The 23,543-nt window shown below is 61.0% G+C and carries 18 protein-coding genes; 3 read left to right on the forward strand and 15 right to left on the reverse strand.

Going from position 1 to position 23,543, the window contains the following annotated elements; translation table 11 throughout:
• Positions 1-98: 98 nt before the first annotated feature.
• From AAFN47_RS22495 to gyrB, 3 genes are all read right to left on the reverse strand, one after another.
• Complete coding sequence (locus tag AAFN47_RS22495) at positions 99-515, reverse strand: DUF2852 domain-containing protein (RefSeq protein WP_499811507.1); 417 nt, start codon at positions 513-515, stop codon at positions 99-101.
• Between the two features lie 127 nt (positions 516-642).
• Positions 643-1,953, reverse strand: a complete 1,311-nt coding sequence (locus AAFN47_RS22500; protein WP_499811508.1) for a polyhydroxyalkanoate depolymerase — start codon at positions 1,951-1,953, stop codon at positions 643-645.
• A 153-nt stretch (positions 1,954-2,106) separates the two neighbouring features.
• On the reverse strand, positions 2,107-4,542 hold the full coding sequence (gyrB, locus tag AAFN47_RS22505) for a DNA topoisomerase (ATP-hydrolyzing) subunit B (protein ID WP_499811509.1): 2,436 nt from the start codon (positions 4,540-4,542) through the stop codon (positions 2,107-2,109).
• A 221-nt stretch (positions 4,543-4,763) separates the two neighbouring features.
• On the opposite strand from gyrB, the gene AAFN47_RS22510 reads away from it, so the two are divergent.
• Positions 4,764-6,128, forward strand: coding sequence for a cytochrome P450 (locus AAFN47_RS22510; RefSeq protein WP_499811510.1), 1,365 nt, complete (start codon positions 4,764-4,766; stop codon positions 6,126-6,128).
• 70 nt (positions 6,129-6,198) lie between these two features.
• Here the strand turns inward: AAFN47_RS22510 and AAFN47_RS22515 are convergent, their stop codons facing one another.
• From AAFN47_RS22515 to AAFN47_RS22565, 11 genes are all read right to left on the reverse strand, one after another.
• Entirely contained in the window at positions 6,199-6,378 is a 180-nt protein-coding gene (locus AAFN47_RS22515; RefSeq protein WP_499811511.1) for a hypothetical protein, read from the reverse strand.
• Positions 6,379-6,613: 235 nt separating this feature from the next.
• Complete coding sequence (locus AAFN47_RS22520; protein WP_499811512.1) at positions 6,614-7,591, reverse strand: complex I NDUFA9 subunit family protein; 978 nt, start codon at positions 7,589-7,591, stop codon at positions 6,614-6,616.
• An 88-nt stretch (positions 7,592-7,679) separates the two neighbouring features.
• A complete protein-coding gene (locus AAFN47_RS22525) occupies positions 7,680-8,201 on the reverse strand; it encodes a GNAT family N-acetyltransferase (protein ID WP_499811513.1) in 522 nt (173 codons plus the stop codon).
• Between the two features lie 30 nt (positions 8,202-8,231).
• A complete protein-coding gene (locus AAFN47_RS22530; protein ID WP_499811514.1) occupies positions 8,232-8,519 on the reverse strand; it encodes a DUF1330 domain-containing protein in 288 nt (95 codons plus the stop codon).
• Between the two features lie 23 nt (positions 8,520-8,542).
• On the reverse strand, positions 8,543-9,241 hold the full coding sequence (gene pyrF, locus AAFN47_RS22535; RefSeq protein ID WP_499811515.1) for an orotidine-5'-phosphate decarboxylase: 699 nt from the start codon (positions 9,239-9,241) through the stop codon (positions 8,543-8,545).
• Positions 9,242-9,302: 61 nt separating this feature from the next.
• Positions 9,303-9,890: an NADPH-dependent FMN reductase gene (locus AAFN47_RS22540; protein WP_499811516.1), complete on the reverse strand. Its 588-nt coding sequence runs from the start codon at positions 9,888-9,890 to the stop codon at positions 9,303-9,305.
• A 30-nt stretch (positions 9,891-9,920) separates the two neighbouring features.
• Positions 9,921-10,526, reverse strand: a complete 606-nt coding sequence (gene pmtA, locus AAFN47_RS22545) for a phospholipid N-methyltransferase PmtA (RefSeq protein WP_499811517.1) — start codon at positions 10,524-10,526, stop codon at positions 9,921-9,923.
• A 13-nt stretch (positions 10,527-10,539) separates the two neighbouring features.
• Entirely contained in the window at positions 10,540-11,679 is a 1,140-nt protein-coding gene (dnaJ, locus tag AAFN47_RS22550) for a molecular chaperone DnaJ (RefSeq protein ID WP_499811518.1), read from the reverse strand.
• 226 nt (positions 11,680-11,905) lie between these two features.
• Positions 11,906-13,837 carry a molecular chaperone DnaK gene (dnaK, locus tag AAFN47_RS22555; protein WP_499811519.1) on the reverse strand — a complete coding sequence of 644 codons (1,932 nt, stop codon included), beginning with the start codon at positions 13,835-13,837 and terminating at the stop codon, positions 11,906-11,908.
• Positions 13,838-14,120: 283 nt separating this feature from the next.
• Positions 14,121-14,735, reverse strand: coding sequence for an acyloxyacyl hydrolase (locus AAFN47_RS22560; protein WP_499811520.1), 615 nt, complete (start codon positions 14,733-14,735; stop codon positions 14,121-14,123).
• A gap of 193 nt (positions 14,736-14,928) precedes the next feature.
• Positions 14,929-17,085 (reverse strand): transglycosylase domain-containing protein, encoded by a 2,157-nt coding sequence (locus AAFN47_RS22565; protein ID WP_499811521.1) that lies wholly within the window; start codon positions 17,083-17,085, stop codon positions 14,929-14,931.
• Positions 17,086-17,244: 159 nt separating this feature from the next.
• On the opposite strand from AAFN47_RS22565, the gene AAFN47_RS22570 reads away from it, so the two are divergent.
• Positions 17,245-18,333 carry an acyltransferase family protein gene (locus AAFN47_RS22570; protein WP_499811522.1) on the forward strand — a complete coding sequence of 363 codons (1,089 nt, stop codon included), beginning with the start codon at positions 17,245-17,247 and terminating at the stop codon, positions 18,331-18,333.
• On the opposite strand, the gene AAFN47_RS22575 is transcribed toward AAFN47_RS22570, so the two are convergent.
• Positions 18,302-19,699, reverse strand: coding sequence for a dipeptidase (locus AAFN47_RS22575; RefSeq protein ID WP_499811523.1), 1,398 nt, complete (start codon positions 19,697-19,699; stop codon positions 18,302-18,304). The genes AAFN47_RS22570 and AAFN47_RS22575 overlap by 32 nt on opposite strands.
• Before the next feature lie 794 nt (positions 19,700-20,493).
• On the opposite strand from AAFN47_RS22575, the gene polA reads away from it, so the two are divergent.
• Positions 20,494-23,445 carry a DNA polymerase I gene (gene polA, locus AAFN47_RS22580; RefSeq protein WP_499811570.1) on the forward strand — a complete coding sequence of 984 codons (2,952 nt, stop codon included), beginning with the start codon at positions 20,494-20,496 and terminating at the stop codon, positions 23,443-23,445.
• The last annotated feature ends 98 nt before the right edge of the window (positions 23,446-23,543 follow it).

The following is a 23,543-nucleotide window of genomic DNA, read 5'->3' on the forward strand; positions in this document are numbered from 1 at the left end:
GTCTTCAGGAAATTCCTAGCTGATTCTGATTCAATAGCGCAAAACAAAAGAGCGCCCGAAGAGCGCTCTTGAAGTGTTTCTGTTCAGGCGATGGCCTGTCAGTCGTTGTCCTCGTAGCGATCACGTCCGGGCTTGCGCTGGGACATGAAGCGGTCGAACTCTTCCTGGTCCTTGGCGCGGCGCAATTCGCGAAGATAGTCGTCAAATTCCTGACGCGCTTCCTCGAGCTTGCGGCGCTCTTCCTCGATTCGCTTGAGTTCAGTTTCACGCCACTCGTCGAAAGCGACGTTTCCGGTGCGCGCATGAAAGCCGCCGTGACGGCGGGTATGCTTGCAACCGAAGGCCTTGCCACTCGTGGCCTTTCTAAAGTCCTGCTTGAATTCGTCGAGCCGGTCGCCCCAGATAATGTAGGCGAGCATGGCCAGGCCGAGTGGCCAGAACACGACAAATCCCAGAACCATCAGGCCTATAGTAAGAGGCGTCCAGGCCGGACGCAGCATTGAGGTGTTGGTCATCGAATAGCCCTTGTTCAAACAGACGAGACGAAAGTGTCTGCGCGAAAAACCATGTGGGTGGTGAACGCCGCTGATTCAAGAAAGATTCAGAAGATACAAAGTAGGCTATTGAATAAATTAAGTTTTCTCAGGCGCTTTTGGCTGTCCTGCGTGACCGGGTCGGGCGCTTCGCCGCAGGTTTGGCGGCCCGCGCCGACTTTTTCGGCGCTTCGTTGTGGGTGCGCATGAAGTCGAGGATGCGGGGCGCGATCTCCGAGCGGAACCGCGATCCGTTAAACACCCCGTAGTGACCGACCTTGGGCTGCATGTAATGCATGCGCATGTCGTCGGGAATGTTCGGGCAGATATCGTGCGCGGCCCTGGTCTGGCCGACGCCGGAAATGTCGTCATTCTCGCCTTCGACGGTCAACAGCGCCACGCGCTTGATCGCCGAAGGGTCGATCAGTTCGTCGCGATGCATGAATTCGCCCTTGGGCAACGCATGCTCGATGAAGACGCGCTCCACCGTCTGCAGGTAGAACTCGGCCGTCAGGTCCATAACCGCAAGGTATTCGTCGTAGAATTCGCGGTGTTTTTCCGCCGAATCGCCATCATTGACGACCAGATGCTGGAAGAAATCCTTCTGCGCGATCATGTGCTTGTCGAGATTCATCGACATGAAGCCGGAGAGCTGTAGGAAACCGGGATAGACTTCGCGCATGAAACCCGGCTGCGGCCAGGGCACGCGCATGATGACATTGTCGCGGAACCACTCGATCGGACGGTTTTCCGCAAGTTCGTTGACGGCGGTCGGATTCTGCCTTGTGTCGATGGGGCCGCCCATCAGCGTCATCGAGCGCGGCACCTGACCGTCATTGTGCTTTTCCATCTGCGCCACAGCGGCGAGGACCGGCACGGACGGCTGGCAGACGGCCATGACATGAGTGTCGCCGCCCATGGAATGCAGCATCGAGATGATGTAGTCGATGAAATCGTCCAGGTCGAAAGAGCCTTCCGACATGGGCACCATGCGCGCGTCAGTCCAGTCGGTGATGTAGACGTCGGCATAGGGAAGCAGCGTTTCCACGGTGCCGCGCAGCAACGTCGCATAGTGTCCCGACATCGGCGCGACAATGAGGATCCTGGGATTCTTGCCGCGATAGTTCGCCGGCATCGACCGTTCGAAATGGATGAGACGGCAGAAGGGGCGCTCCCACACGATCTGTTCGTGCACGGAGACCTTCTGAGCGTTGATGGATATCTCGCCGATACCGAATTCGGGCTTGCCGTACCGGCGCGTCGTGCGCTCGAACAGTTCAAAGCTGGCCGCCATGGCTCTGCCGAATGTGGTGCGGGAAAACGGATTGAGCGGATTGGCGTAGGTGAGACGCATTGCGTCTGCCGCCGTCCTCCAGGGAAACATGGCGGCGTGGCCCAATTCGTAGAACTGATAGAACATATGCGATCAAACCTCTGCGGGACGCAATCCACCGATTTTCACATAACCCATGCATCGGGATCGGCTGACCCGGTTCAGCCGAACCAAACTAACATGATTTTGCTGCAACGCAACAGCGCGAATCATTTTCAAACGGACAGGCGGCATTACCGGTCAGATGTCGAGATTGGCGACGCTCAGCGCGTTCTCCTGGATGAAATCGCGCCGCGGCTCCACCTCGTCGCCCATCAACCGCGCAAACAGCCCGTCGGCGTCGCTCGCATCCGCAACCTTGACCTGAAGCAGCGTCCTGGCGTTCGGATCCAGCGTGGTTTCCCACAACTGGTTTGCGTTCATTTCGCCAAGACCCTTGTAACGCTGCATGCTGAGGCCCTTGCGGCCAACCGCGAAGATGGTTTCGAGAAGGTCGGCGGGCCCATGGATCACCGTGGACTGCTCCTTGCGCAGCAGCCGGACGCCGCCCGAATAGATTTCGTCGAGCCGCTGGAACATCTGGTCGATGCGACGCGCGTCGGCGGAGCCGAGAAGCGCTGAGTCAAGCAGATGCGATTCCTTCACGCCGCGCACGGTGCGCTCCACCAGCAGGCCGTTTTGCGGGGTGATCTCGCCCGTCCAGCCGCGTTCGGTTTCCTCCGAAATCGCGTCAAGCCGCGCGGCGACCCGCGTTGCGATGGCCGTGGCGCGTTCCGAATCGTTCATCGCCTCGAGACTGAAGCCGCCGACGATCGCTGTCTGCTCGACGATCCTGCGGTCGTATCGGGAATGCAGATTCTCGATCAGCGCGCGCATGCGCCGCGCATCTTCGATGACGGCGCGCAGGTCCTGTCCGGCGCGAATTTCTCCGTCGCGGAGTTCAAGCGAGGCTTCTTCGAGACCCAGGCCGATCAGATATTCTTCCAGTTCCTCCTCGCCCTTGAGGTACTGCTCCGACTTGCCGCGCGACACCTTGAAGAGCGGCGGCTGGGCGATATAGAGGTGGCCATGCTCGATCAGCGCAGGCATCTGGCGGAAGAAGAAGGTCAGGAGCAGCGTGCGAATATGGGCGCCATCGACATCGGCGTCCGTCATGATGATGATGCGGTGATAGCGCAGTTTGGCGATATTGAACTCGTCCTTGCCAATGCCGGTGCCCAGCGCCGTGATCAGCGTGCCGATCTCCTGGCTGGACAGCATCTTGTCGAAGCGGGCCCGCTCGACATTGAGGATCTTGCCGCGCAGGGGCAGGATCGCCTGATTTTCACGCGAACGACCCTGTTTGGCGGAGCCGCCGGCGGAATCGCCCTCGACGAGGAAGATTTCCGACTTGGCCGGATCGCGCTCCGAGCAGTCCGCGAGCTTGCCCGGGAGCGAGGCCACGTCCAGCGCGCCCTTGCGCCGAGTCAGTTCGCGGGCCTTGCGCGCGGCCTCGCGGGCGGCGGCGGCCTCGACCACCTTTCCGACCAGGATCTTTGCTTCCTGTGGATGTTCCTCGAGCCACTGATTGAGGCCGGCGTTGACGAGATTCTCGACAACGGGACGGACTTCCGAGGAAACCAGCTTGTCCTTGGTCTGGGAAGAGAACTTCGGATCAGGCACCTTGACGGAGAGAACCGCGGTCAGACCTTCACGGCAATCGTCGCCGGTCAGCGAGACCTTTTCCTTCTTGGTCAGGCCGGAACTCTCGGCATAGGCGACGATCTGGCGGGTGAGCGCGCCGCGGAAACCGGCCATGTGGGTGCCGCCGTCGCGCTGTGGAATGTTGTTGGTGAAGCACAGGACGTTTTCGTGGTAGCTGTCGTTCCACCACATGGCCACTTCGACGGTGACGCCGTCCTTTTCGCCGTAGATGGCGATCGGCTCTTCCACCAGCGACTTTCTGTTGCGGTCGAGATATTTCACGAAGGCCTGGATGCCGCCGTCATAGGACATCTCGGTCTTGCGGACGTCGGAATGACGCAGATCCGTCAGACTGATGCGGACGCCGGAATTCAGAAAGGCAAGCTCGCGAAGCCGATGTTCGAGCGTGTCGAAATCGAACTCCGTCATGGTGAAGGTCTCGCTGGACGGCAGGAAGGTGACCTCTGTGCCGGTTTCCGGGCCGGCCTCGCCGGTTACGGCGAGCGGTCCGTCGGCGACGCCGTGGGTGAAGCTCATTTCATGGACCTTGCCGTTGCGGCGAATGGTCAGCCTGAGCATGACCGACAGGGCGTTGACCACGGATACGCCGACGCCGTGAAGGCCGCCGGACACCTTGTAGGAATTCTGATCGAACTTGCCGCCGGCGTGCAGCTGCGTCATGATGACTTCGGCCGCCGAAATGCCTTCGCCCGTGTGTATGTCGGTCGGAATGCCGCGGCCATTGTCTGTCACCGTGCATGAACCGTCGGCGTTGAGCGTGACGGTGACGTCCGTCGCATGGCCAGCCAGCGCCTCGTCGATGGCGTTATCGACAACCTCGTAGACCATGTGGTGCAGGCCGGAACCGTCGTCGGTGTCGCCGATATACATGCCCGGACGTTTGCGAACCGCGTCCAAACCCTTCAAAACCTTGATGGATTCGGCGCCGTATTCCGGGCTGGACTGGTTTTCGCTGGCGGATTCGTCGCTCATATTGCCTGTTCTTTCCTGCAAGGCGCGGGATTGCTTTCGGCGCTTCCGAATCACCCCAGCCCGTAAGCCTGAATATAATGATTTTTTTCGGTTTTTCCAAATCCGGGATCGTAAAAGGCAGGTGGTTCCCGGATGGTCCACAGGCTCGATCGGAACCGATGCTCCAACTGTTACTGGCGGGCCGGAAGCCATGTAACTATATTGGACGCAAGGAGCAGTTCATGGACGCGCTTATCGAGCCATTCGAACCACCGGCGCCGAAACCCAGATCGCAACCGCCGAGCCGGCTGCAGGTGATAAAAACCATCTACCGAAACCCCATAGAACTGTGGGGCGAGCCGGCCTACGCCAATCCCGTTTTGAAGGCGAAAATGTTCAACGAGAGCATGATCGTCGCCAACCAGCCGGACTTCATCCGGCATATCCTGGTGGACAATGCGAAGAACTACCGGATGGCGCGGGTGCGCCAGCTGGTCCTGAGGCCGATCCTGCGTGACGGATTACTGACAGCGGAAGGTCCGGCATGGAAACGCTCTCGCAGGGCGGTGGCGCCGGTCTTTACGCCGCGGCATGCGGCCGGTTTCGCCGACCAGATGCTGGCATGCAGCGAGCGTTTCGCCGAACGTTTCGCGGGCGACGGCGGCGTTCACGACGTGGCGCTGGCGATGACGGACCTGACCTACGAGGTTCTTGCCGCAACGCTGTTTTCCGAGGATCCAAACCCGAATTCGTCGCTGGCCGAGAATGTCGCGCGGCTTCTCGACACGATGGGGCGAGTGGATCCGCTCGATCTGCTCAAGGCGCCGGAATGGATTCCGCGCCTTACCCGCATCCGCGGCCGCGGCTCGCTGAACTATTTTCGCAAGATGGTGCGCGAGATGATCGCCCGACGCCAGAAAATGCTGACGCGCGGCGAAAAGGCGTCTGAGGATTTTCTGACGCTGCTCATTGCGCAACAAGGACCGGACGGCCTGACCGAGCAGGAAGTGGAAGACAACATCCTGACTTTCCTCGGCGCCGGTCACGAGACGACGGCGCGTGCGCTCGGCTGGACGATCTATTGCCTGGCCAATGCGGCGTGGGAGCGCGAAAAAGTGGAGGAGGAGGTCGACCGGATCGTCGACAGCGGTCTGGAACCTGTGAAATGGCTGGACGCCATGCCCTATACGAGAGCGGCTTTCGAGGAGGCCATGCGGCTTTATCCTCCGGCGCCGTCGATCAATCGCGAGGCGATCGCCGACGACCGCTGGGGCGAAACGGAGATTCCCGCCGGCACGACAGTCCTCGTGCTGCCCTGGATCCTGCACCGCCACCAATTGCTCTGGGACCGGCCGAACGCCTTCATTCCGGAGCGTTTTCTGCCGGAAAACCGTGCGAAAATCGAGCGATTCCAGTATCTGCCCTTTGGCGCCGGTCCGCGCGTATGCATCGGCGCTACCTTCGCGCTGCAGGAAGCCGCCATTGCGCTGGGCGTACTGATGAAGCGCTTTCGATTCGACTGCACGCAGGACACGAAGCCGTGGCCCGTGCAGCGCGTGACGACGCAGCCGCTGGGCGGCCTGCCGATGACTGTCACGACGCGCTGAAAATCAAAATCTGGACTGGAGTTTCCGTCCGCCGCGAAAGCAGCGAAAGCCGGAAGAGACCCGTGAAAGCTTACTTCGCGGTGTCAGCTGCGAATTCCTGCGCACATGGATCAACGCCGTAGGACGGCGCGCAGCCAGTCTTGCTGGCCGTCACGAAATGCGGCGCCGCGAATGCGCCGGCCAGAATAATTGCGCCCGCCACGATGAAGGACGTGACGATTGTCCTGCCGAGTGTTTTTTGTTCGGCCATGTTGCCTCTCCGGTTATACGGGCGTTCCCCAACGCCGCCTTGTCAGACGATAATCCGCTTTGGAAGCAATCGTTCGACCACTCCGCCTCAGCGAAATCTAGCAAGGAAATACTAACGAAACCTCACGCGATTTAACGTGGCAAACAACACACTTCAATGACATTCTGGCCACAGTCGAGCAACTAGAATGCATTTTTGAAGAAAAAGTTCCGAACGGATAAAATAGCGTCCGCCGTCAGACGGGCGCTCCGCGGGTAAACTGGCCAGCCGGCCGGAATCGAACCAGGTAGGAGGGCAGAACTGATTCGATGGTCGCTGGAACGATACCCATGCCTTCCAGGGTCCGGCCTTCGGCGATCGCGGCGTCCGAGACGATCGTGTCGCCCTTGAGCAGCTGCACCTGGTCGTAGGTGAGCATCGGATCGATGAGCGGAACAAGCGACATCAGACGCCCCAAGAGACCGGCGACAGACCAGGGAATGTTGGCGTAGACGCGCTGGCGACGAATGACCTCGAGCATGTAGTCCAGACACGCCTTGAAGGTCAGCACTTCGGCGCCGCCGAGCTCCCAGGTCTTGCCGCGTTCGATCGCTCCATCGACATCGCGGGCAAACGCTTCCGCGACATCGACAACATAGACCGGTTGGAATTTGGTTTCGCCGCCGCCAATCAGCGGAAGGAAAGGCGAGAATCGCGCCATATCCGCAAATTTGTTGAAGAATTCGTCTTCCGGTCCGAAAATCACCGAGGGACGCATGATCGTTGTTTCCGGCAGAATTTCGCGGATCGCCTGTTCGGCGAGACCCTTGGTGCGGGCGTATTCGGACTCGCTCTCGGGATCGGCGCCAATCGCCGACATGTGGGTCAGCGGCACGCCGACGGCGCGACAGGCCTCGGCGATTGCCCTGGCGCCAAAGTCCTGGACGCTGTCGAAGGTGTTGGCGCCCTTCGGAAACAGGATACCAACGAGATTGACGACATGGTCGGACCCGGCGACGGCCCGATCCACGGAAGCGCGGTTGCGCAGATTGGCCTGAACGCCGACGATCTGTCCGACATTGCCGAGAGGCTGAAGAAAGTTTGCAAGGTCAGGGCGGCGAACGGCGACGCGGATATAATATCCCCGGCGGGCGAGCGCCTGGACGAGATGGCGGCCGACGAAACCCGAACCGCCGAATACGGTAACCACTTTCGGAGATTTGCGTGTCATCATGATGCGTACCTGACTTCGAAACGTTGTCTCCGTCATACGGAAATCCGACGCCGAGGTGAAGTCCCGGCAGACCGAATCATCAAATATGTCAGGGGCGGCGGACCATCAATATGCGGCTGGCCGGATCCAGTCCCTCTGGCGCTTCGTCGTAGAACCGGTCGCGCAATTGCTGCGACGCCTGATCGAGCGGCAACTCGACAAATCCACGCCGACGATAAAACGGAGCGTTGAACGCAACGCAGCGGAACGTCGACAGCGCGCAACGGGCTGCGCCATCGCTGCGCGCGCGCCATATATACGCGTCCAGAAGGGCGGAGCCTACGCCCTTGCCCTGATGATCGGGTTGCACCGACAATTCCCGCAGATAAAGGCAGTCGAGCAGGTCGAGAGCGGCCGCAAACCCGATCGGTTGGTCACCTTCGTCGCAGGCGACGAAGACCGGACCACCCGACAGGACAGGCATGAATTCCGCCAGGGGAACGGGCGGATGTTCCGCGATTGCGGCAATTGCCGGATCGGGAACCGTTGCAAACAGACGCGCGGCGGCCTGTTCAATATGATGAAGGAGCGGCGGATCGCCGTCTTGCATTTCCCGTAAGCGGACAGACATGATGGTCGCCCCGACGCATTATCGCAGGATCTAGCAGCCTTCGACGATGACGAGTTCGGCGTCCGCCACACTCTGGCGAATGGCGCGGGCGGCGGTGTATTCGGGCGAATTGTAGCAATCGAGCGCATCCTGCTTCGATGCGAATTCGATGACGACGTTGCGGCCGCGGTTCGGACCTTCCAGATCCTCAAAGGCGCCGCCGCGGGCGAGAAACTTCGCGCCGTAGCGTTCGAAGGCGGGCTTTGCGCCAGCAACGTAATCCTTGTAGCGCTCCGGGTCGCGCACATCGACGCGGGCGATCCAATAGGCTTTGCTCATTGTCGTTTCCTCCAGTTTTTCGTTCAGGCGGACGCGCCATCCATTTCGGCGAGGATAGCGCGGGCGGCGGCGACGGGATCAGGCGACTTGACGATGGGGCGGGCGACCACCAGGTGGCTCGCCCCGTTTTCCAGGGCATCGGCCGGCGTGACCACACGTTTCTGGTCGCCGTGATCGGCGCCTGCGGGACGGATGCCAGGGGTGACGACGGCCATGTCGGGTCCGACGACGCCCCGCACCGTCGCCGCCTCCTGCGCAGAACAGACGACGCCCCCCATACCGGCGTCGCGCGCCTGACCGGCACGCTTACGCACCAGCGTTTGAGGATCGTCGACATAGCCGGCGTTCCTCAGATCGTCCGTGTCCATCGACGTGAGCACCGTGACGCCGAGCAGGCAGAGTTCCGAGCCGCGCGCGGATTCCACCGCAGCGGCCATCGCTTTCGGATAGGCGTGAAGCGTCAGCATCGTGACGTTCATCCGGACGATATTCTCCACGCCCTTCGCCACCGTGTTGTCGATATCGAGGAGCTTCATGTCCAGGAAGACCTTCTTGCCACCAGCAATCAGGTCTCGGGCGAACTCCAGTCCGCCGGCAAAGACGAGCTGGTAGCCAATCTTGTAGAATGCGACTTCGTCACCCAGGGTCTCAACGATCTTCTCCGCCTCACCGACGGTCGGAAGGTCCAGTCCGACGATCAGCCTGTCCCGCACCGGTTGCATTCGCCTCGTCTCCTGTGATGTCGAATCCGCATAACCCGTTTGGCATGCCGGACCTGCGGGTTCAAGCCGGGCGGGTGGTTTTTCGGAAAGCCTGCGCCCGTTCGTAGAGCTGCAGGCAGGTTTTTTCGAGATCGGCGCGATCCTGACCATCCTGCGGCCAGCCGTCCTCGTCGAAGGCGAGGTCGGATTTGCCGATGCAGCACTGGGCGGCTATGACGTCGGCGTCGAGACGACCGAGCATCCGGCGCAACTGATCGGCGACCGGACCCGCCTCTCCTTCGGCTCCGCCAGCCGCAACGAGCCCAACCACACGGTCCCGCCAGGGCAGCGCCGGGCGTTCGCCGGCGCTTGCGCGCGCGGTCCAGGAAATGAGATTGACGAGCAGGGGCGGGACAACGTCGTGAAGCGAGGGGCTCGATATCAGCACGGCGTCGTGATGACGGATCATGTCGCCCAGCCGGGCGGCGATCTGCGGAACCACCGTGGCGTTGGGTCCATCAGTGACCATCGGCAAGGGGTGGTCCAGCGGGGAGACCCGCGTGACTTCCGCCCCGCGCTGGGCGAGCACAAGCTGGGCCGCGTTGGCGAGCCGGTTGGCGGGCGAACCGAAATTCAAGGACCCTGAAAGAACGAGTATGCGCGGCACCATTGATTTGACGCTCCGGCGTCCTTCTGTTCATCAGGCCCGACGATAAATCCACATCTGGGCCGGCGGAATATTCCGGATTTCGACGCCGAAGCGTTCGACGGTATAGCGGCCGCGCCCCGCCGGAACCGGCGAGGTTGGACCGTAGGAGAATTGGATCATCGGCCGACCGTGCGCGATGTGACCGAGACAATCCTCGACCAGCGCGATGCGTTTGCCAACGCTGAAATTCAGAAGCGGCAGGCCGGAAATCACGCAGTCGAACCGGGTGTGGCCAAGTTCGGCCAGCGTCTTGTCGAGATTGAAGGCGTCGCCCTGTATAACCTTGATTTCCGGATGTTCGGTTTCGAGAAGCCGGCAGAAATAATCGGAATATTCGACCGCGACAATGCGTTCCGGCGGCAGGCCGCGCCGCAACAAGGCCCGGGTAACGACGCCGGTGCCCGGACCCAGTTCCAGAACGGGCAGTCCCGAGGCTGCGCTGGCGACGCTAGCCATCCGACGCGCCATGAAGACGGACGTCGGAACAATGGCGCCTACGGATTTCGGCTGGCTGACGAGACCCTTGAAAAAGCGCAGATTACGACTCAGATGCGTGGTCAGATGCCGCGGCAGGTTCGTGTGCTTGCCCAACGCCATCTCCGGTTTCGTATCAGTCGCTGAGCGTGTCGAAGAAATGCCGCATCTTCGAAAAGAAGCCGTGTGATTCCGGATTGTTTTCGTGGGACGAGATCGATTCGAACTCCTCCAGAAGCTCGCGCTGCCTTCGTGTCAGCTTCTGCGGCGTTTCGATCGAAATCTGGATGTACAGATCGCCCATCTGAGATGAGCGAAGCACAGGCATGCCTTTGGATTTAAGCCGGAACTGGCGGCCGGTCTGCGTGCCTTCGGGCACTTTGACCCGGGTCTTCGCGCCATCCAGCGTGACCACATCGAACTGTCCGCCGAGGGCGGCCGTCGTCATGGAAACCGGAACGTTGCAATAGAGATCCGCGCCGTCGCGCTGGAAGAACTGGTGCGGCTTGACCGACAGAAAAATGTAGAGGTCGCCGGTCGGACCGCTGCGCAAGCCGGCTTCGCCTTCGCCGGCCAGGCGGATGCGCGTGCCGTCTTCGATACCCGCCGGAATGTTGACAGACAGGCTGCGTTCTTCGGTGACGCGACCCTGGCCCGAACATTTCTGGCACGGGTCGGCAATGGTTTCGCCGCGGCCGTGACAGGTCGGGCATGTGCGCTCGACCGAGAAGAACCCTTGAGACGCGCGAACCCGGCCGGAGCCACCGCATGTGGCGCAGGTGGTCGGGCTCGAACCGGGCTTGGCGCCGCTACCAGAGCACTCGTCGCACTGTATGGAGGTCGGAACGCGGATCTGCGCGGTCTTGCCTGTGAAAGCCTCCTCGAGGGTGATCTCCATGTTGTAGCGCAGATCGCCGCCGCGCTCGCGCCCGCCGGACGAACGACGCTGGCGACCGCCACCCATCATCTCGCCGAAAATATCCTCGAAGATATCCGAGAAACCGCCGCCTCCACCGCCAAAGCCGCCGTTGAAGCCTCCGCCTCCGCCGCCTTCGAACGCGGCGTGACCAAACTGATCGTAGGCCGCGCGCTTCTGCGGATCCTTCAGCGTCTCGTAAGCCTCGTTGACTTCCTTGAAACGGCGTTCAGCGTCTGCATCGTCCGGATTCTTGTCCGGATGGAACTTCATCGCCAGGCGCCGGAAGGCGCTCTTCAGATCCTTGTCCGTTGCGCTGCGCGAGACGCCAAGCGTTTCGTAAAAATCCGCCTTAGCCATTCACGTGCTCCGCAGACAAATTCTCGTTCATTTTCCGTTTGCCATCGCGTTCCGGAAGACCGTCGAATACGGTCCGGTTGAATGGGGTTCTATTCATCCTGACCAATTTCGTACAGTTCGTTATCCAAGTAAATAATCAACTGTAGCCTGGGGAACACTATTGCTCCCCCGACAACAGAAAAACCGGCGCGAATGGTCCAAGCCAATCGCGCCGGTATTATGATGATCAGGCCGACTTCTTCTCGTCGTCGTCGTCGATTTCCTCGAAATCGGCGTCGACGACGTCATCGTCGGAAGCCTCATCGCGGGCGGCGTCGGCGGCTGCGTCAGTTTCGGCGGTTTCCGCCTGCTGCTGCTCATACATCGCCTGACCGAGTTTCATCGACACCTCGGCGAGAGTCTGGGTCTTGGCCTTGATGTCTTCGCCATCGGCTTCTTCGGCCGCGACTGCGGTCTTGAGCGCCTCCAGGGCGTCCTCGATCGACTTGCGGTCTTCGTCGCCGACCTTGTCGCCGTAATCAGCCAGCGATTTCTCTGTCGAATGAATCAGGCTTTCAGCCTGGTTCTTCGCCTCGACGGCTTCACGGCGGGCCTTGTCGGTCGCGGCGTTGGTTTCGGCGTCCTTGACCATCTGTTCGATGTCGTCGTCGGACAGGCCGCCAGACGCCTGAATGCGGATCTGCTGCTCCTTGCCGGTGCCCTTGTCCTTGGCCGAGACGTTGACGATGCCGTTGGCGTCGATGTCGAACGTGACCTCGATCTGCGGCACGCCGCGCGGCGCTGGCGGAAGACCAACCAGATCGAACTGACCGAGCATCTTGTTGTCGGCGGCCATTTCGCGTTCACCCTGGAAGACCCGGATCGTCACCGCGTTCTGATTGTCTTCAGCGGTGGAGAAGGTCTGGGACTTCTTTGTCGGGATCGTGGTGTTGCGATCGATCAGACGGGTGAAGACACCGCCGAGCGTTTCGATACCCAGCGACAACGGCGTTACGTCGAGCAGCAGAACGTCCTTGACGTCGCCCTGCAGAACGCCGGCCTGAATTGCAGCGCCCATGGCCACGACCTCGTCCGGATTCACACCCTTGTGCGGCTCCTTGCCGAAGAACTGCTTCACCGTTTCCTGGACCTTCGGCATGCGGGTCATGCCGCCGACCAGAACGACTTCGTCGATTTCAGCGGGCTGGATGCCTGCATCCTTGAGGGCCGCCTTGCACGGCGCGACCGTGCGCTGAACCAGATCGTCCACGAGGCTTTCGAACTTGGCCCGCGACAGCTTCATCGTCAGGTGCTTCGGACCGGTCTGGTCCGCAGTGATGAAGGGCAGGTTGATTTCGGTCTGCGAGGAGGACGACAGTTCGATCTTGGCCTTTTCCGCAGCCTCCTTGAGGCGCTGCAGGGCAAGCTTGTCGCCGGTCAGGTCGACGCCCTGGTCCTTTTTGAATTCCTTGGCGAGATATTCGACCAGACGCATGTCGAAATCCTCGCCGCCGAGGAAGGTGTCGCCATTGGTCGACTTGACCTCGAAGACGCCGTCGCCGATCTCGAGGATCGATATGTCGAAGGTGCCGCCGCCAAGGTCGTAAACGGCGATGGTCTTGCCGTCTTTCTTGTCGAGGCCATAGGCGAGCGCCGCTGCGGTCGGCTCGTTGATGATGCGCAGAACTTCGAGGCCTGCGATCTTGCCGGCGTCCTTGGTGGCCTGACGCTGGGCGTCGTTAAAGTAGGCCGGGACCGTGATGACGGCCTTCTCGATCGACTCGCCAAGATAGGATTCGGCTGTTTCCTTCATCTTCTGAAGGATCATCGCAGAAATCTGCGACGGCGAATAGCTTTCGCCGTTGGCTTCGACCCATGCGTCGCCATTGTCGGCCTTGACGATTTTGTAGGGAACGAGGTCCTTGTCCTTCTCGACCATCTTGTCGTCGTAGCGGCGGCCGATGAGGCGCTTGACAGCGAACAGGGTGTTTTCCGGATTGGTGACGGCCTGCCGCTTGGCGGGCTGACCTGTCAGACGTTCTCCGTCTTCACTGAAAGCGACCATGGACGGCGTGGTGCGCGCGCCCTCCGCGTTTTCGATGACTTTCGCGTCTGATCCATCCATGACGGCGACGCAGGAATTTGTCGTTCCCAGATCGATACCGATTACTTTTGCCATGTTTCATACTCCTTGAAGCGAACCGCCCGGACCCGTTGAGGCATTCCGATTGGCAGTCCCTAGCATAGTCTCTAATTCCCCCGGCGCGTGCGCATGCGCCAGTGTTGCTGCGTATATAAGAAAGCCGTTTTCGGACTGCAAGACGGATTCAGAATTCGGTCGAAGCCCGAATATGTCGCCGCGAGTAGCATTGTGCCCGGTTGCATGCAATAGCCGGAGACGCACGCTGTGCCGGAAGGCGCAACGCAACCGCTCCACGGGACCGACCGTAACCGTCAAATTGTCAGAAGCGGTAGCCTATACGCGCGCCGACGGATTCGAGACCCGGATTGGTGTAGGCCAGATTGGCGTTGGAAAAGTGATTGTAGAAAATTTCCATCGTCACAGTCGACGTGATGTCGTAACCCAAGCTCGCCTGGAGATGGAACAAATACTCCGAACCGAGATCCTTGGTGACGCCGTTCGCGCTCGTGGTGATCTGCGAACTGACCCAGGCGCCGCCGCCGCTGAATCCGATATAGAGTTTCGGCGTGAAATAGGCCTGCCAGTTCAAACCGGCGTAGACGGCGTGAATGGCGTCGTCAGAGATGGCGATATCCGTGCCGAGATACACCCTCGGCGATCCGATGAAGGACAGCGCATCGAACGTCGGCGCCAGAATTTCCGCATTGACGACGCCGCCGCTGAAATCGCTCGGCGTGGCCGGACCCCAATCGTAGACGCCGCCGCCGAGGCGAACTTCCCAATAGTCGGAATTCTTGCCGAAGACGATGCCGCGATGAATGAGCTCGTCAGCCGGAGCCGGTTCGCTCGACAGCGTAATGTCGGCCGCACTGGCGCTGGCGGCAAGCATTAGAAAACCTGCCACACCCAAGAAGAGCCGGTGAAATGGCCGCATGTTTTGGATGTCCCCTAACCTGATTAACGATTCTTAACAGAACGCGGCCCGGCTGATAATTCAAGGGGTTTGTAGAAAAGCGATCGCAAAGAAAAATATGTGTTGTATTTCGGCATCAGTTGCAGCGGAATTTCGTCCGCCAAACAGGCTTTCTGCACTTAAATCGACTGAATACATGCAGTTTCAACATTTTTTACTCGCCGAGAAGAATTTCGAGCAAGGTTGTCTGACCGCCGCCAGCAGCTTTGCCGCCGCCAACGGTAGCTGGCGGAAGCCTGCGATTCGTCGATGCCGTCTGTTCGGTCGAAATCCCGGGGGAGGAATAATCTTCTCCCGACCGCACAGCCGGCGTCGCGACCGAACCACCGTCCGACACGCTGTAGCCTACAGGCAGGCGAGCCATTGCGACGCCTTCATGCGCAGCGGTCATGAAACCGCGCCAGGCCTCGGCCGGCATCGTGCCGCCGGTGACTTTTTTGGTGGGCGTTCCGTCGTCATTGCCGAACCAGACGCCAGTCGTCAGGTTGGCCGTGTAGCCGACAAAGAGCGCGTCGCGGAAGGACTGCGTCGTCCCGGTTTTGCCGGCGGCGTCGCGCCGCCCGAGCGCCGCCCGGCGACCGGTGCCCTCGCTGACGACGCGCATCAGCATGGAATTCATCATGCCGGCGACCTGCGGCCGCAAAACCCGCGGGGGATTGTCATAGGTGTTTTCGTACAGCACCTTGCCCGACGCCGTGCGCACCCGCCTAATGATGTGCGGCGTCGCCTTGTAGCCGCCATTCATGAAAGGCGCATAGGCGGCCGTCAGTTCGGTGAGCGTCACCTCCGACGTGCCGAGCGCAATCGAGGCGTTGGCTTCCAGTCTGGACTCGATGCCCATTCGATGCGCGGTCTTGACGACGTGACGCGGCCCCGCCTCCATGACAAGCTGCGCGGCGATGGTGTTCAACGATTTTGTCAGCGCTTCGGACAAGGTCACAGGACCGCGATACTCGTCGTCATAGTTGGACGGCGTCCATTTGCCGATCCTGACCGGCGTATCGTTGCGCACGGTCTCTGGCGTGCGACCCATTTCCATGGCGGCGACGTAGACGAACGGCTTGAACGCCGAGCCCGGCTGCCTTTTGGCCGTGGAGGCGCGGTTGAACTGGCTCACCGTATAGTCGAAACCGCCGATCAGGGCGCGGATGGCGCCGGATCCGTCGATCGAAACCAGCGCGCCTTGCGCAACGTTCTTTGCTTCGCCTTCGCGGGCGATCGCTTCCTGAATGACTGCTTCGCCATGTCGCTGCAGACGGTGGTCGATGGTGGTGTCGACGATCAGATCCTGATCGATCTTGCCGTCGAGGATATCCTCGAGCCGGTCCATGACCAGGTCGGCGGCGTAGTTTTCCGAACCGCTCCAGTAGCTGCGCGCGCGGGTCGGCGCCTGGGTCATGGCGGTGGTGATTTCGCGGTCGGTGACGAAATCCTCCTCCCGCATGGCTTCCAGCACAAGCTGGGCACGGGCTTCCGCTGCGTCCGGGTCACGCGCCGGCGACAAACGCGACGGCGCCTTGAGCAGGCCGGCAAGCAGCGCCGCCTGGGCGAGATTGACGTCACGGGCGGATTTCTTGAAATAACGCCGGGACGCGGCCTCGACGCCGTAGGCGCCAGAGCCGAAATAAACCCGGTTAAGGTACATTTCGAGAATCTGGTCCTTGGTGAATTTTTGCTCCAGCCAGAAGGCGAGCATGACCTCCTGCGCCTTGCGCTCGATTGTGCGCTCCGGCGACAGGAAAAGGTTCTTGGCTAGCTGCTGCGTGAGCGTGGAGCCGCCCTGTACCATGCCCCCCGCCATCAGATTGCTGACCATCGCGCGGGCGAGGCCGATCGGATCGACCCCGAAATGCGAATAGAACCGGCGATCCTCGATGGCGATGACGGCCTGGGGGATATAAGGAGACATGCTGGCGAGCGTCAGCGCCTCGCCGCCGGTAGCGCCGCGATTTGCGAGTGTGCCGCCGTCTGTTGAAAGGATCTTGACGTTTGGCGGACGTTCCGGCACGGCCCATGTGGTCGCGCTCGGCATTTTTGCCGCGTAATAGGCCATCAGACCGGCAAGACCGATCGCCCCCCAAAGACCGATGACGAAACCCCAATAGAGGCTGCGTCGCGCCGCAACCGCGAGAAACCTGCGCAGCGCGCCGGATCGCTTGGCGCCCGCTGACTTCTTTGCGCCGCGTTTCGCGCGCCCGGACTTGCCGGACCGGCCAACCCTGTCCTTTGCGTTGGCCCTGAGATCGGACTTCCGGCCGGACTTGTCCAGCACAGGATCGATCTTCTTGCGGGTCTTTTTGTTTCTGGCCATGAATCCATCAAGGGTTTTGCAGTGCAGTCGACCCTAATTGCGGTTTTTTAAGGCGTCGTTAATCCTGACGAACGTCTGGCTTGCCGCACGCTGTTATCTTAACGCTCTGTCATTGCGTCGGAGTTAACGCTTGACCGACGCGAAGGAGGCGACTGTCGGATGGCCAAGAGAGGCGGACATTCCCCGAAGGAAGGGGCCGGTGAACCCTATATTCACCTGGAGGCCGGAAGGGTCGGATGGGTCGACTACCTGAAAGGGTTCTCGATCCTTTTGGTCGTGATGATGCATTGCGTGCTCGGCGTGGAGGGAGCAATGGGGTCAGAGGGATGGATGCATGTGTTCGTGCAGACGGCGCAGCCATTCCGCATGCCTGCCTTCTTCATGGTCGCCGGGCTCTTCCTGATGCGCTCGATTGACCGGCCGCTCGACCGGTATATCGATTCGAAAGTTGTCCACTTCGCCTATTTCTACCTCCTGTGGCTGACGATCCAGTTTGCGTTCAAGGCGCCCGGCATGGCGATGGAAGGCGGATTGGCGGCGCCGCTGATCGCCTGGCTGACGGCGCTTGTCCAACCCTTCGGCACGTTGTGGTTCATTTATATCCTGCCGATCTTCTTCCTCGTGACGCGGGCCGTGCGCCGGTTGCCGGCGGCGGCCGTCGCGATCGCCGCGCTTATCCTGCAGATGCTTCCGGTCCATACCGGCCTCGTCGTGATCGACGAATTCGCCAGCTACTATGTCTGGTTCTTTATCGGATACGCGTATTCCGACCACATCTTCCGGTTCGCGGATCTCATGAGAACGCGACTGCCCGCATCGCTTGCTTTCAGCGCGATTGCTCTCGCCACAATCTGGTCTTTCACCGAATGGACGCCGTGGAACGGTATCGCGGCGTCGCAGTGGCCCGGCATATCGTTCGTGCTTGGTCTCGCAGGCGCAGCGGCGCTGATCGCGATTTGCGCAGCGCTAGACCGTCACCGCATGGCGCGCGCTATCCGCTGGTGCGGCGCGCATTCGATCGTTATCTATCTGGCGTTCTTCCTGCCGATGGCGGCAAGCCGGGTCATCCTCGTCAAATCCGGACTGATCGACGACGTGGGCGCCGTATCCTTGCTGGTCTGGATCGCGGCGGTCGTCGGCCCGGCCGCCCTGTTCCTGCTGGTTGAGAGGACAGGTTACGGCCGTTTCCTGTTCGAGCGGCCCGGTTGGGCGCGGCTTACGCCTTCGGCGCGGCAAGCGCGTCCATGATGCGAATCCAGGACCGGATGCCCTTGTGGTACGATTTCACGTCGTATTTTTCATTGGGCGAGTGGATGCAATCATCCTCCAGCGCGAAACCGACCAGAAGCGACTGCATGCCAAGCATCGACTGGAAGAATCCGACGACGGGGATAGAGCCGCCCATGCCGACGAAAGCGGCGGGCTTTCCCCATTCCTCGGTCAAGGCCTTGCCGGCGCTCGCCAGTTCGTCTGACTCGTAGGGCAGATGAATGGCGCCTGACGTTCCATGCGCCTTGAATTCGACGGAGCAATCTTCCGGTATGCGGGAGGAGACGAATTCCCGGAAGGCGGCGCGCACGGCATGCGGATCCTGTTCGCCGACAAGGCGGAACGAGATCTTCGCCGAAGCTTCCGCCGGGATAACCGTCTTGAAGCCAGGCGCCGTGTAACCGCCCCAGACGCCGTTGATCTCGGCGGTCGGCCGGGCCCAGGTGAGCTCCAGCACCGAACGGCCGTCTTCACCGGACGGTTTGGAGAGACCCACCTCGCTCAAAAAGGACTCCGCCGAGCGCCCGAGGCCATCCCACATCGCCTTGATGTCGTCCGGCGTTTCGCTGACCCCGTCATAGAAGCCGGGAATCGTCACCCGGCCGGTCTCGTCATGCATCTCGCCGAGTATCCGGGTCAGAATATGGATGGGATTGGCGGCCGCGCCGCCATAGTGGCCGGAATGCAGATCGCGGCTGGCGGCATGAATCGTAATCTCCTCGCCGGTGAGGCCGCGCAGGCTGACGGAAATCGCCGGCGTCTGTGCGTCCCACATGCCGGTGTCGCAAACGAGCGCCAGATCAGCTTTCAGTTCATCGCTGTTGGCCTCAAGAAACGGAATGAGCGACGGCGACCCGCTTTCCTCCTCGCCCTCGAACAGTATCGAGACGTTCAGCGGCAGGTCGCCGCGCGTCTCTTTCCAGACTCGGCAGGCCTCGACAAAGGTGAGAAGCTGGCCCTTGTCGTCGCTGGTTCCGCGGCCAGTGATAATCTTGCGGCCGTCCGGCGTTTCCGAAATGGTCGGCTCGAACGGATCGGTGCTCCACAGTTCGAGAGGGTCGACCGGCTGCACGTCGTAGTGGCCGTAAAACAGTACATGCGGCGCAGCGGCGTCGGCGCCGGCATGATGGGCGACGACCATTGGATGACCGTCGGTCTTTCTCACTGAAGCCTCGAAACCGATTTCCAACAGGCTTTCGACCAGCCATTCCGCAGCCTTTTCGCAATCGCCGGCGTGGGACTTGTCGGTTGAAATGGAGGGAATGCGAACCAGGTCTTTCAGGCGCCCGAGACTCGCCTCCAGACTGGCGTCGGCTGCTGAGAGAACGTCTTCGAGATCGGCCATGGCTGCTATGCTCCTTTGAAACGCCGGGACCATAGGCCTTGCCGGTCGACGAATACAAGCGGCGATGATCGCATTTTCCGGGAGGCGGATAAAAAAAATGCCACCGTGACTGGAGGGGGATGTCACGGTGGCGTTGGGGATGCAGGCGGCGACCCGGAGAGGGGGGATGAGGTCACCGCCCTATGTCTGACGCGGCGGGGGACATGCCTCTCGCCAGACATCGGCATTATCTAATTGCCGGTTCCTGATATTTGTGGAGACAAATGTGGCAATTCAAGGACACAATTGCCGCCGCAAGCCCGCAGGAACGCCGCGAACAGCGATTTCAACGCCGTCGCGATCACGCGAATCCCGGGCGGTGGTCCGAAACTGAATATCCAGGCTCGATAGAAACTATCTGCACGATGAATATTTGCCTGTTTCGGTCCGGATTCGGCAATGCGACAAGTTGTCATTAGAATCAAAGGCTAAGCCGCATCATCACCCGAACGGGTGAGCGCGGCGAGAATCCTGGCGCAACTCGAAAGCCAAGAACCGGCCATTTTGGCGCGGTTCAGCAACCCTGACGGTAACCGCCCCGAATCGATCAAAAAATATTTTTGAAATCTGAGTTGGCAGCACGGGATTCCTGCATCGAACTGTCAAATGAGTTGGGAAAATCGACCGCCGCGCCTGATTCTTCGCCGCATTTTGCACGACCCTCAGCGGCGCGCGCGCTCCTGTTGGCAGAATTGAGGCTTGCGGGCGAACCAATGGCATGGACGCGGTATCGCGGCTGGGGTATCCATTCCGCCATGAACAAGAATGATCATCTCTTCCTGGTCGACGGGTCGGGCTACATTTTCCGGGCCTTCCACGCCCTGCCCCCTTTGACCCGCAAATCCGACGGCCTGCCGGTGGGCGCCGTCGCCGGCTTCTGCAACATGCTGTGGAAACTTCTCGCAGACGCGCGAGACACGTCCGTCGGGGTCACGCCCACCCATCTGGCGGTGATCTTCGACTATTCCTCCAAGACCTTCCGCAAGGAACTCTATCCCGACTACAAGGCCAACCGGTCAGAGCCGCCGGAAGACCTCGTTCCGCAGTTCGGCCTGATTCGCGAGGCGACAAAGGCCTTCGACCTGCCCTGCATCGAGATGGAAGGCTTCGAGGCCGACGATCTGATCGCCACCTATGCGCGGCTCGCCGAGGAAGCCGGCGCCGACACCACGATCATCTCTTCCGACAAGGACCTGATGCAGCTCGTGACCCCGCATGTGTCGATGTACGACAGCATGAAGGACCGGCAGATTGGCCGTGAGGAGGTCATCGAAAAATGGGGCGTGCCGCCGGAAAAGATGATCGACCTGCAGTCCCTGACCGGCGATTCCACCGACAATGTTCCGGGCGTGCCTGGAATCGGGCCAAAAACGGCGGCCCAGCTTCTGGAAGAGTACGGAGATCTCGACACGCTGCTGGCGCGGGCGGAGGAGATCAAGCAGAACAAGCGACGCGAGAACATCATCGCATTCGCCGACCAGGCGCGTCTGTCGCGCGAACTCGTGACGCTCAAGATCGATACGCCGGTTGAGGACGATCTGGACAGTTTCAAACTGGAGCCACAGAACGGTCCGAAACTGGTCGCGTTCCTGAAGGCCATGGAATTCACGACGCTGACCCGTCGCGTTGCGGAGGCGACCGGCGCCGAAGTCTCGGACATCGATCCGGCCACCGTCGCGGTCGCGTGGGGCGCCGCGGCGCGTGGACCGGATCTCGACGAGGGCGACGCCGCAACGCCGGAGGCTTCGACCGCCGGCGACTCTGAAGAAGGACAATGGACGCCGAAGGCCCTCGCCAAGGCGCGGGCCGAGCAGGCCGCGAGCGCCAAGATCGATCATTCCTCCTATCAGTGCCTCCGTGACGTCGAGGCGCTGGACGCCTTCATCGCCGCCGCCCGGGAAACCGGCGTGGTCGCCTTTGATACGGAAACGACCTCTCTCGACCCGATGCAGGCCGAATTGGTCGGCTTTTCACTTGCCTATCAGCCACAGGACGGCAAGGCGGCGGCAAGCGGGCCGATACAGGCCGCCTATACGCCGCTGATCCACAAGGCGGGCGCCGACGATCTGCTGGGCGGCGGTCTCGTGGAAAACCAGATCCCGGTCGATGAAGCGCTGACGCGGCTGAGAACGCTGCTGGAAGACCCGTCCATCCTCAAGATCGCGCAGAACATGAAATATGACTGGCTGATCATGAAGCGCCACGGCGTCGAAATCGTGAGCTTCGACGACACGATGCTGATCTCCTACGCCATCGACGCCGGCGTCGGCGGCCAGGGCATGGACGCCCTGTCGGAACGCTGGCTCGGCCACAAGCCGATTCCCTACAAGGAGGTCGCCGGAAGCGGACGCTCCGCCGTCACTTTCGATTTCGTCGATATCGAAAAGGCCACGGCCTATGCGGCCGAGGACGCCGACGTCACGCTGCGTCTCTGGCAGGCTTTGAAACCGCGTCTTGCGGCCGACGGCCTTGTCAGCGTCTACGAACGGCTGGAGCGTCCGATGGTGGCGACCCTTGCCAATATGGAAATGCGCGGCGTCAGCGTCGACCGGCAGATCCTGTCTCGATTGTCGGGCGATTTCGCGCAAGGCGCCGCAGCCCTCGAGGACGAGATCCAGACGCTCGCCGGCGAAAAATTCAACGTCGGATCGCCGCGCCAGCTCGGCGAGATCCTGTTCGGCAAGATGGGGTTACCGGGCGGTACGAAAACCCGCTCCGGCCAATGGTCGACCACGGCGCAGAAATTGGAAGAACTGGCGGCGGAAGGGCTCGAACTTCCCGGCAAGATCGTCGAATGGCGCCAGCTCACAAAGCTCAAGTCCACCTACACGGACGCGCTTCCGGGCTTCATCAACCCCGAGACCGACCGGGTGCACACTTCCTATGCGCTCGCCTCGACGACGACCGGCCGGCTCTCCTCATCCGAACCGAACCTGCAGAACATTCCGGTGCGCACCGCCGAGGGCCGCAAGATCCGCACCGCCTTCATTTCACAGCCGGGCTATAAACTGGTGTCGGCCGACTATTCGCAGATCGAATTGCGGGTGCTCGCCCATGTCGCCGACATTGAGGCGCTGAAAAAGGCCTTCGAAGAGGGTCTGGACATTCACGCCATGACCGCGTCGGAAATGTTCGGCGTGCCGGTCAAGGACATGCCTTCGGAAATCCGCCGCCGCGCCAAGGCGATCAATTTCGGCATCATCTATGGTATTTCCGCCTTCGGTCTCGCCAACCAGCTCTCCATTCCCCGTTCGGAGGCAAGCGAATACATCAAGACCTATTTCGAGCGCTTCCCGGGCATCCGAGACTATATGGACTCGACCAAGGCTTTCGCCCGCGAGCACGGCTATGTGGAGACGATCTTTGGCCGGCGCGCGCACTATCCGGAGATCAAGTCATCCAATCCGCAGGTCCGGTCATTCAACGAGCGCGCCGCCATAAACGCGCCGATCCAGGGCTCGGCCGCCGATATCATCCGGCGCGCGATGATCCGCATGGACGAAGCGCTGGACGAAGCGAATCTGACGGGAAGCATGCTTCTGCAGGTGCATGACGAACTGATCTTCGAAGCGCCGGACGACGAGGTCGACGCAACGATCCGGGTCGCGACCGACATCATGGAGAACGCCGCGATGCCGGCGGTGGCGATGAAGATTCCGCTGAAGGTCGACGCCCGCGCCGCCTCCAACTGGGACGAGGCGCATTAAGGCGAGCCGCAACCCCGCAGCAACGTGATTTCTACCAGTACGCTTCCAGCGGCCTGAATTTGTCGCGTTCCCACTGGCCGAACCTTCGATACTCTCGC

It is taken from the genome of Hoeflea sp. CAU 1731 (assembly GCF_039888615.1).
Taxonomy (GTDB): domain Bacteria; phylum Pseudomonadota; class Alphaproteobacteria; order Rhizobiales; family Rhizobiaceae; genus Flavimaribacter.